Source organism: uncultured Schumannella sp. (genome assembly GCF_905479755.1).
Classification (GTDB): Bacteria; Actinomycetota; Actinomycetes; order Actinomycetales; family Microbacteriaceae; genus DCRR01.
This window is the reverse complement of the sequence record NZ_CAJQNT010000003.1, coordinates 217,478-227,399: the sequence shown is the minus strand read 5'-3', so window position 1 is coordinate 227,399 and position 9,922 is coordinate 217,478. Positions and strand designations below refer to the sequence as shown.

Sequence of the window (9,922 nt, the reverse complement as noted above, 5' to 3'; positions counted from 1 at the left end):
CGGGACGCAAGGCGCGGTCGAGCCGGGCAAGGTCTATGGCGATCCCGCCAATGGCACCGCCCGGGTGCTGTACACCCCCGCGATGACCCATCCGGCCGAGCACATCTCGCATGAGGCGATCGGCTACAGCCTCGACTGGTTCGCCAAGACGTTGAAGGGCGGCACGCCTCGTCCGGTCGACGACCAGATCTGGTTCCGCAAGGAGATCGGCACCCTGATCGCGCTGATCGGCTTCGTGGCGCTGGTGATCGGGACATTTGACGGGCTGCTGGAGGCACCGATGTTCTCCCGCCTGCGGCTGCCGGCGGTTGCCGACGGCACCATGCCGGCGCATCAGGCTGCGAGCGGCCGGCGCTGGACCACGGCGTTCATCCTGTCTGCCTTCATTCCGGCGCTGACTTATTACCCGGCCTTTGCGCTGGGCGGCACCTTGGTGACCCCGAGCGCGTTCCTGCCACAGGGCATCACCAACCAGATCCTGATCTGGGCCATCATCAACGGCCTGATCACGCTGGCCCTGATGTGGTTCGCCCCGAAGCGCGCCAGCCGGGCCGGTCTCGTCAGTCAATCCGTCGTGATCGCGCTGGCCTCGGTTGCAGTCGGCTACGCCGCGCTCTGGCTCGCCGACCTCGTGTTCAAGATCGACTTCAGATTCTGGATCGTCGCACTCAAATTGATGAGCGCGAAGCAATTCCTCATCTTCCTGATCTATCTGATTCCGTTCACGGCGTTTTTCGTGGTGGCGCTGCACGTGCTGCATCGGAATTTCTCGACCATGGGCGCCCCGCGCGGAGCGCTCTATCTGACCAACATCCTGGCGCTGACGCTCGGTTTCATCGTGTTGCTGGTGCTGCAATACGGCACACTGTGACTGACCAGTAAGCTGTTCAACCCGATCCCGGACCCTGGTTTCGTGCCGCTCTCGACCATCGTCGCGATCCAGTTCGTGCCGCTCCTGGCGATCGTCGCCGTGATCGCGACCTTCACCTGGCGGCGGACCGGGTCGAGCCTGCCGGGAGCCCTGATCGCGGGCCTGTTCGTGACCTGGTACATCGTGGCCGGGACCGCCACGCAGGTCCCATTCTAGAGGGGGTCAGGCCAGGAAAACCCGTCCAGGACAAGGAGCGAGAGCCGCCGTCAGAATGGCGGTTCTCGGTGAAAAGATGGGCTGAAAGTGCATAACCGGTGCGCTTCCGCCCGTCCCCGGGCGGTGCTATAGCGCAGGCGTATTCCACCCCCGCCGTCAAAAGCGCGCCGTTCCCAAGAGGGCCTCCCCGTCATGGCAAAAATCAAGGTATCCAACCCCGTCGTCGAGCTCGATGGCGACGAGATGACCCGGATCATCTGGCAGTACATCAAGGACAAGCTGATCAACCCGTTCCTGGATGTCGAACTGCTCTATTTCGATCTGGGCATGGAATACCGCGATGAGACCAATGACCAGGTGACCATCGACGCCGCCGAAGCCATCAAGAAGGTCGGCGTCGGCGTCAAATGCGCCACCATCACCCCCGACGAGGCCCGGGTGAAGGAGTTCGGCCTGAAGCAGATGTGGAAGTCGCCGAACGGCACCATCCGCAACATCCTCGGCGGCGTGATCTTCCGCGAGCCGATCATCATCTCGAACATCCCGCGACTGGTTCCCGGGTGGAACAAGCCGATCATCATCGGTCGTCACGCCTTCGGAGACCAGTACCGCGCCACCGACTTCGTGTTCAAGGGCAAGGGCAAGCTCACGGTCGAGTTCACGCCGGAGGACGGCTCCGAGCCGATGAAGTTCGAGGTCTACGACGCGCCCGATGACGGCATCGCCCAGGTGCAGTACAACCAGGATGCGTCGATCCGCGACTTCGCGCGCGCCTCACTCAACTACGGCCTGGCCCGCAAGTACCCGGTGTACCTCTCGACGAAGAACACGATCCTGAAGGCCTACGACGGCCGCTTCAAGGACATCTTCCAGGAGATCTACGACGCCGAGTTCAAGGAGCAGTTCGAGGCCGCCGGCATCACCTACGAGCACCGTCTCATCGACGACATGGTCGCCTCGGCCATGAAGTGGGAGGGCGGCTACGTCTGGGCGTGCAAAAACTACGACGGCGACGTGCAGTCCGACACCGTCGCGCAGGGCTTCGGCTCGCTCGGCCTCATGACGAGCGTGCTCACCACGCCCGACGGCAAGATCGTCGAGGCGGAGGCGGCGCACGGCACGGTGACGCGCCACTACCGCCAGCACCAGCAGGGCAAGCCCACCTCGACGAACCCGATCGCGTCGATCTTCGCGTGGACTCGCGGGCTCATGCACCGCGGCAAGCTCGACGGCAACCAGGCGCTCATCACCTTCGCCGAGACCCTCGAGGATGTCGTCATCACGACGGTCGAGAGCGGCAAGATGACGAAGGACCTCGCGCTGCTGGTCGGCCCCGACCAGGAGTGGCAGACGACCGAGGATTTCCTCGCGACGCTCGACGAGAACCTGAAGGCGCGTCTGGGCTAGTCGCCCCGCGACTGATTCGCCGTCAGCGCCCGTGCACCCGCACGGGCGCTGACGCGGTTAACGAGGTCTCGCACAGCCGGGCCCCGGCGGGTCGTCACGAACGCGAGTAGCGTCGAGGCATCCGCGGCGCGGACGCGCGGCGGAGTCGACGACCCACCCGCGGAGGTTCTCATGGCACGCATTCTGGTGATCGGCGGTCACGGCAAGGTGGCGCTGCTGCTGGCCCCGATTCTGGCGGAGCGGGGCGACTCGGTGTCGGCGGTGATCCGCAATCCCGCGCACGCGAGCGACGTCGAGGCGCGTGGTGCGACCGCGGTCGTCTGCGACGTCGAGACGGCGGATCTCGACGAGTTGACGGCGCTGGCGCAGGGGCACGACGCGGTGGTCTGGTCGGCGGGTGCCGGCGGCGGCGATCCGGAGCGCACCTATGCCGTCGATCGTGATGCGGCGATCCGCATGATGGATGCCGCGCTCGCGGCGGGCGTTTCCCGGTTCGTGATGGTGTCGTATTTCGGTGCCGACCCCGAGCACGGCGTTCCCGCCGACAACCCGTTCTTCGCCTACGCGGAGGCGAAGGCCACCGCGGACCAGTTCTTGCGCGCGAGCGCCCTCGAGTGGACGATCCTCGCTCCGAGCACGTTGACGCTCGATGAGCCGACCGGCGAGATCGATGCCGAGGCGCCGAGCGCCGGCTCGGTCAGTCGCGGCGATGTCGCGGCGGTCATCGCGCAGACGCTCGTCGAGCCGCGCACGATTCACCGCACGATCCGCTTCAACACGGGGCGCACCCCGATCGCCGAGGCCCTGGCCGACTGAGTTGCCGCACCGCGCCGAGGGCCCGATCAGCACAAAACCGGACCCGGATGCGGGGGGGAGCATCCGGGTCCGAGTCGGTGGCGGGCTAGGCCTTGACCTGAGCCTTGCCGTGGGGCTTCGCCTGAATCGCGATCTTGCGGGGCTTGGCCTCCTCGGCGACGGGGATCAGGACGCTCAGCACGCCGTTCTCGTAGCTGGCGGAGATGTTCGCCGTGTCGATGCCCTGCCCGAGGTTGAGCTGGCGCAGGAAGCTGCCGGCGGGGCGCTCACGCGTGAGCCACTTGACACCCTCCTTTGACCGGGGGGTGCGCTCGGCGCGGATGGTCAGAAGCTGGCCATCGACGTCCATGTCGACACTGCCCGGGTCGACGCCCGGGAGGTCGGCGGTGAGCACGTCGTGGTCGCCGTCGCGGTAGGGGTCCATGGGCATCAGCCGCGGGACCTGGCGGCTGTTGAGCAACTGCCCGGCCACACGGTCGAGCTCCGTCGTCAGGCGGGTCACTCTCGAGACATTGCTCCCGCTGCTCGATCGTCAACTCGGGAATCGGTTTGTCGGCGAACACGACCATGCGGCGAGAGTAGCGCGCACGTCAAACGACGCCGCAGACCGCATTGGCTGAGCTCGCACGCTTCGCGTCTTACGTGCGACACGAGGTGGATCCTTGACAAGTCTGTCTACCAGTGATCTTGTGGTGGAAACCTCAGGTTGGAGGCGGGGTGGCATTCGTCAATAAATCACGAAGCTCAGCGCTTGGTTTGCTAGGCGCAACCGCACTCGTCGCGACTGTCTTGTTCGGCGCTCCAGCTAGCGCCGCGGTTCCTCTATCGGACGAGGAGGAGCAGGCGATTCGAGCGGTTCTGGTGCGGTGGGACGTGCCAGCAGAGCAGCAGGACGCGCTGCTGGCAAAGGTCGTTGCTGGCGAACCTTGGGACGTGTATGGGGAGGGTGTTCCTGTAAGTACCGAGTCGCGCGTTGTTGATGGTTGTGAGTATTCGATCGAGCGGTTTGCGGACGGATCAGTCGCTGCAGTCGGAGTTGAGATCCCGGAGGAAGTTCCGGCGGGCGTCGCGAGCCCGATGAGCATTGTGGGTTGTACGACATCGACGGGGAGCGGCTATGCAGCGCGCACCGGCTGCCAAGTCGATGCGTGGATCGGAACCGTGTTCATCGCCGCGTTAAATGTCGGCTACACGCACGTACAGGGAGGATACGACTACATCACCAGCACAGGCTATGGCGCCCAGAATTGCATCTACCCGACCAGCTGCACGTCGCCGGTGCGAGTTGCCTACAAACAGCATGAGAATGCGAGTGGGAATGCTTATGCGCGATGGCAGTCTGACGTCACTGGAGGTGTCCTCGGCTCATGGAACGTATGGGTTCAATTGAACGTCGGAGGGGACACCGCTTGGTCAACGAACTCTTGACAGGTCATGCATGATGAACGAACTGCTGCTTCCGCCGAGCTTCGCGTTTCTCTATTTTGTCGTGCCGGTGTTGTGGGTGCTACTCATGTCCGTGGCAGTCTTCACGCTCGTGGCCGAGGCGGACCTCGCTCGTGCCCCTCGCGTGACTTGGACGATTGTCGTGGTAGCGATTCCCTTTATCGGAGCGATCGCATGGTTGTCGGTTCTTCTCGCGCGACGCGCAGAGAGGCGAGTCGCCTCTCGCTCTGAGGGGTAGTGGTTCGCGTCATCGCGTGCGATCGTCTCTGGTCAGACGACAGCAACGCGAAGGGGCCCGGATGCGCGACGCATCCGGGCCCGTGATCGCGCGAAGTTACTTCGAGGCTTCCACCTCGACCTGGGTGGCGTGGCCGGACTGGATCGCGATCTTGCGCGGCTTGGCCTCTTCGGCGACGGGGATCAGGACGCTCAGCACGCCGTTCTCGTAGCTGGCGGAGATGCTGGCCGTGTCGATGCCCTGCCCGAGGTTGAGCTGGCGCAGGAAGCTGCCGGCGGGGCGCTCACGCGTGAGCCACTTGACACCCTCCTTTGACCGGGGGGTGCGCTCAGCGCGGATGGTCAGAAGCTGGCCATCGACGTCCATGTCGACACTGCCCGGGTCGACGCCCGGAAGGTCGGCGGTGAGCACGTAGTGGTCGCCGTCGCGGTAGAGATCCATGGGCATGAGTCGTGGACCTTGTCGGCTGTCGAGCAGTCGTTCGGTCGCGCGGTCCAACTCACGGAAGGGGTCGAAGAGAAGTGTCATCGGGTCCTCCTGGATGATTCTCGATAGTTGAGTCACCTTGACTCAAGTGTGAAAAATTTAGCACTCTCCTACCGAGAGTGCCAGCGGTTCTCGGCGAACTCTCGGCGTGCTCGCTCACGGCGAAACCGCCGGTCAGGGCAGGCTCGGCTTACTGGAAATCCGCTCACAACAGGCGTAAGCAGAACGCATGAGACGTGTCGTGGGCTTTTTCGTTCGGTACCCGCTCGTCGGCGTCACGCTCGCGGTCGGTGTGATCGGGCTCGTGCTGCTGGCGACACCGCTGGACGGGATCGTGCCGTGGCTGGTCGGCGGATTCGCCGCGCTCGTCGCGCTGCGCGAAGGCGTCAGCATGGTGCGCAGCATGCTGCGTCGAGAGTTCGGTCTCGACCTGCTCGCCCTGATCGCGATCATCAGCACGATCGCCGTCGGCGAATACTGGGCAGCCCTGATCGTCGTGCTCATGCTGACCGGCGGTGAGGCGCTCGAAGACTTCGCGGCGGGACGCGCGAACCGGGAGCTCAAGGCGCTCCTGGATCGCAGCCCGCAGGTGGCGCACCGCGTCGAGGGCGATGCCCTCGTGGACATCGCGGCCGACGACGTCCGGGTCGGGGATCGCATCCTCGTGCGCCCCTCGGAGGTGATTCCGGTCGACGGACTCCTCCTCAGCGCGACGGGCACCTTCGATGAGTCCTCCATCACGGGCGAGAGCCTCCCGGTGGATCGCGAGCGCGGCTCGGCCGTCTCGAGTGGCGCCGTCAACGGCGCCGGGGTCGTCGAGATCGAGGCGACGGCGCTCGCCGCGGACAGTCAGTACCAGCGCATCGTCGCCCTCGTGCGCGAGGCGACCGCGAGTACCGCTCCGCTCGTGCGGCTCGCCGACCGGTACGCTGTGCCCTTCACCCTCGTCTCACTCGGCCTCGCCGTGCTCGGCTGGGCGATCTCGGGCGACCCGGTCCGCTTCGCCGAGGTGCTCGTCGTCGCGACGCCGTGCCCGCTGCTGATCGCCGCCCCGGTTGCCTTCATGGGCGGAATGGGTCGCGCGGCGAAAGAAGGCATCGTCATGAAGTCCGCGGGGGTACTCGAGACCCTCGCGCGCGTGCGGACGGCGGTGTTCGACAAGACGGGCACCCTCACCAGCGGGATGCCCGAACTGGTGCGCGTCGACGTCGCCTCCTCAATCCCCGAGCGCGAACTCCTCGCCCTGGTGGGTGCGGCCGAGCGCGCCTCCAGCCACGTCCTCGCCCAGGCCCTGCGCGCCGAGATCGCCGCGCGGGGAATCGTCGAGCCGCCGGTCGGCGACGCGGAAGAGGTCGCGACGACCGGCGTCCGCGCCGTCGTCGACGGGCGTACGGTGTGGGTGGGCAAGCCGGGTTTCGTGGCGGAGCACGTCGCGGGGCTGAAGCGCGCGGCACTGGAAACCGGCGAGGCGGCGGTTTACGTCGGTGTCGACGGCAGCTTCGCCGGAACGCTCATCCTCCGCGACCAGCCGCGCCCCGAGGCGCGCGAGACCCTCGCCGAGTTGGCGGCCCTCGGCATCCAGCGCACGCTCGTCGTGACCGGGGACGTGGCCGACACGGCGGAGTCGATCGCCGCGGAGGTCGGCATCGACGAGGTCCACGCCGAGTGCCGTCCCGAAGACAAGGTGCGGATTCTGCGCGAACTGCCCGATCGCCCGGTGATGATGACCGGAGACGGCGTCAACGACGCCCCGGTGCTCGCGGTTGCCGAGGTGGGGATCGCGCTGGGCGCACGCGGGACCACGGTGGCGAGTGAATCCGCCGACATCGTGCTGCTGCTCGATGACCTGAACGGTGTCGCCCGCGCGGTCGCGATCGGCCAGCGCACCGTGGCGATCGCGCTGCAGAGCATCTGGATCGGCATCATCATCAGCATCGGACTGATGCTGTTCGCCCTCACCGGGTCGCTGCCCGCGATCGTGGGCGCGGGGCTTCAGGAGGTCGTCGACCTGGTCGCGATCCTGGCGGCGCTGCGCGCCCTGCGGCCCGGCCGCGGGGAACGATCAGTAACCCACGAACACGTCGGTGCGGGGGTGGCGGACGCCCGCCCGGTGGAGGGTGCGGCGCAGCGTCTCCACGAGTGACGGCGGGCCCGACAGGTATGCCGTGCGCGCGGGCGCGTCGGGAACCGCGGCCAGAATCGCCTCGGCGCTGAGCCGGTCGGGGCCGATCCAGCTCCACCCGGGTCGCAGATCCGCCGGCTCCTCCGGCGAGGCGATGACGACACGCGCGCCGCTGCGCGCGAGCTCCGGAAGGTAGGCGAGTTCGGCGGTGTCCGAGACCGCGTAGACGACGACGACATCCGGGCTGACGCCGTTGGCGGTGCCGAGGGCAGACAGGTGTTCCAGATGCCCGATGAACGGGGTGATCCCGATGCCGCCCGCGACGAGCAGGAGCGGCGCGGCCGGGTCGCGCGGCAGCACGAAGTCGCCGCCGACCGAGGTGGCGCCGAGGCGCTCGCCGGGCTCGAGGGCGAGCAGGCGCTGCTTGAAGGTCGAGGTGGGCGGCGTTGAGCGCACGCCGATCTTGAGCCGGTCGGCGGAGGCGGAGGCGATGCTGAACACGCGCCGGTTGCCGCGGCCGTCGGTGCCCCGGTGCGGCAGCGTGATCTCGATGAACTGCCCCGCCGTGAAGCGGACCGGCGCAAGCGGTCGCAGCTCGAACTCCCAGCTGGTGGGGGTCAGTTGCCGCTTCGACATCAGCTCGAGGCGGATGCCGCGGCGTTGACCCAGCGCGAACGAGACGGCGTTGCCCACGATGAGTGCGAGTTCGGGCGTCGAGCTGAGCGGCCCGAGCGCGACCGCGCCGAGCTCAAGCGCCCCCGTCGAGAACGGCACGCTCAGGATCACGGCGACCAGCGCGGCGACCACCATTTGCTGGCGTCGGCGCGGCGGCAGGGTGAGCGGTTCGCTCAGCATGAAGCCGATGAAGAACAGCAGGGGTGAGGAGGCGAGGGCGAAACCGAGCGCGGTGCCGAGGTCGAGGCCGGCGCCCAGATACCGCCCGAGCAGGATCGCGGTCGCGACGCCGACCGCGACAGCGCCGAGCGGCAGGTGCCGCGTGCGGAACAGGATGAGCGCCCCCGCGACCACGACGAGCGGCAGCAGCGGCGGCGTGCCCACCCACCAGGTCGGGGTGACGAGTCCGATGATGCCGGCCAGGAACGCGCCCGTCGCGGCGGGGTTGAAGATGTGGCGGCCGCGCACCGCGAACAGATACTTGCTGACGGCGGCGATCGCCGCGGCGCCCGCGTCCGCGGCGAGGGCGAGCGGGTCGAGGCTCGCCGGAAGGATGAAGAACAGCAGTAGCGCGGTGATCGTCGAGGAGTCGTAGTGCGGGCTGACCCGGGCGATGCGCGCGGCGACGACGTTGGCGGCATGGGTGGCCGCGAGCAGCACGGCGAGGGAGCCCAGGAGTTCCAGGGGGGTGAAGGCGAGCTCGCCCGCGGCGCCGAGCCCGAGGGCGACGATCACGAGAACGATCAGGCTGACGATCACCAGTCGGTAGGTCGTGAGGTGGCCGAGCAGTCGGTCGAGCAGCGTAGTCACAAGAAGAGTTCTCCGGGGAAGTCGGCGGAGACGTCGAAACGTCCGTCGGCGAACAGTCTGACGTGTTCCACGCGGTGGCGCTGGAGGAAGTCGGGCTCGACGTCGAAGAACAGCGCCGTCGCCGCGCCGTCGGCGACGAGCGCCGTGTCGGCGATCGCCCAGGTCGCGACGACGTGCGGGGTCGGCAGGCCGGTGACGGCATCCAGCACGTGGTGGGTCACATCGGCCCAGCGGCGCCGGTTCGTCGCGCTCGCGCACAGCGCCCGGGCTCCCGGTTCGGCGACGCCGACCGCGCGCCGCGGGTCGCCGGGGTGCTCGAGGGCGATCCGCAGCCCGAGCTCGCCGCGTCCGCGGAGGTCTCCGCTGGCATCCACCAGGAACTCCGAGACGCTCGCCTCGCGCAAGAGCTCGCAGACCAGGTCAACCAGGTAGCCCTTGCCGGCCGCGCCGACATCCAGCAGTGCCGCGGTGGTCGTCTCGAGGCGCTCGCCGTCCCAGCTGAGGACGTCGTCCCACGGCGGCACCAGATGCTCGGCGGCCAGACGGAGCGCGGGCGTGGCGCCGTAGCCGAGCCGCTCCAGCTGGCGCGCCACCAGCGGCGAGACCCGCCCGGCGGTCGCGTCATAGAGCTCGCGGTAGAGGTCGAGGAGCGCCGGCGCGTCGGGCGGCATCCGGTAGCGTCCGGGCGCTTCGGCGATCCGGTGCACGAGCGAGTCCACGCGAAACCGGGACCAGTCGCGGTCGAACCGGTCAATGCGCGCGGTCACGGCGGCGGCGAGCGCGTCGCCGAGCGGTGCGCGGGTGTCGATGCGCCAGGCCGTTCCGATCGCGTCGA

At 67.8% G+C, this 9,922-nt stretch carries 10 protein-coding genes; 6 read left to right on the top strand and 4 right to left on the bottom strand.

What is annotated here, in order from left to right; translation table 11 throughout:
- The 4 genes from QZ258_RS01230 to QZ258_RS01215 all read left to right on the top strand — a co-directional run.
- A partial coding sequence (locus QZ258_RS01230) for a hypothetical protein (protein ID WP_294178287.1) occupies nucleotides 1–871 on the top strand: 871 nt, incomplete at its 5' end.
- Nucleotides 872–913: 42 nt separating this feature from the next.
- Nucleotides 914–1,087 (top strand): hypothetical protein, encoded by a 174-nt coding sequence (locus tag QZ258_RS01225; protein ID WP_294178285.1) that lies wholly within the window; start codon nucleotides 914–916, stop codon nucleotides 1,085–1,087.
- Between the two features lie 192 nt (nucleotides 1,088–1,279).
- The gene (locus tag QZ258_RS01220; protein ID WP_294178283.1) at nucleotides 1,280–2,494 is read left to right on the top strand and encodes an NADP-dependent isocitrate dehydrogenase; all 1,215 of its coding nucleotides are present in this window, start codon (nucleotides 1,280–1,282) and stop codon (nucleotides 2,492–2,494) included.
- Between the two features lie 171 nt (nucleotides 2,495–2,665).
- Entirely contained in the window at nucleotides 2,666–3,310 is a 645-nt protein-coding gene (locus QZ258_RS01215) for an SDR family oxidoreductase (protein WP_294178280.1), read from the top strand.
- Between the two features lie 85 nt (nucleotides 3,311–3,395).
- On the opposite strand, the gene QZ258_RS01210 is transcribed toward QZ258_RS01215, so the two are convergent.
- Complete coding sequence (locus QZ258_RS01210) at nucleotides 3,396–3,812, bottom strand: Hsp20/alpha crystallin family protein (protein WP_294178278.1); 417 nt, start codon at nucleotides 3,810–3,812, stop codon at nucleotides 3,396–3,398.
- A 215-nt stretch (nucleotides 3,813–4,027) separates the two neighbouring features.
- On the opposite strand from QZ258_RS01210, the gene QZ258_RS01205 reads away from it, so the two are divergent.
- Nucleotides 4,028–4,738, top strand: coding sequence for a hypothetical protein (locus tag QZ258_RS01205; protein WP_294178276.1), 711 nt, complete (start codon nucleotides 4,028–4,030; stop codon nucleotides 4,736–4,738).
- 352 nt (nucleotides 4,739–5,090) lie between these two features.
- Here the strand turns inward: QZ258_RS01205 and QZ258_RS01200 are convergent, their stop codons facing one another.
- On the bottom strand, nucleotides 5,091–5,522 hold the full coding sequence (locus QZ258_RS01200; protein ID WP_294178274.1) for an Hsp20/alpha crystallin family protein: 432 nt from the start codon (nucleotides 5,520–5,522) through the stop codon (nucleotides 5,091–5,093).
- A 187-nt stretch (nucleotides 5,523–5,709) separates the two neighbouring features.
- Between QZ258_RS01200 and QZ258_RS01195 the strand changes: the two genes are divergently transcribed.
- Nucleotides 5,710–7,623 (top strand): heavy metal translocating P-type ATPase, encoded by a 1,914-nt coding sequence (locus QZ258_RS01195; protein WP_294178273.1) that lies wholly within the window; start codon nucleotides 5,710–5,712, stop codon nucleotides 7,621–7,623.
- Here QZ258_RS01195 and QZ258_RS01190 read toward each other — a convergent pair.
- On the bottom strand, nucleotides 7,543–9,087 hold the full coding sequence (locus tag QZ258_RS01190) for a ferredoxin--NADP reductase (RefSeq protein WP_294178272.1): 1,545 nt from the start codon (nucleotides 9,085–9,087) through the stop codon (nucleotides 7,543–7,545). The two genes, QZ258_RS01195 and QZ258_RS01190, sit on opposite strands and share 81 nt — an antisense overlap.
- A complete protein-coding gene (locus tag QZ258_RS01185) occupies nucleotides 9,084–9,914 on the bottom strand; it encodes an FAD:protein FMN transferase (RefSeq protein WP_294178305.1) in 831 nt (276 codons plus the stop codon). Before QZ258_RS01185 ends, QZ258_RS01190 begins: the two co-directional genes overlap by 4 nt.
- Nucleotides 9,915–9,922: the final 8 nt, after the last annotated feature.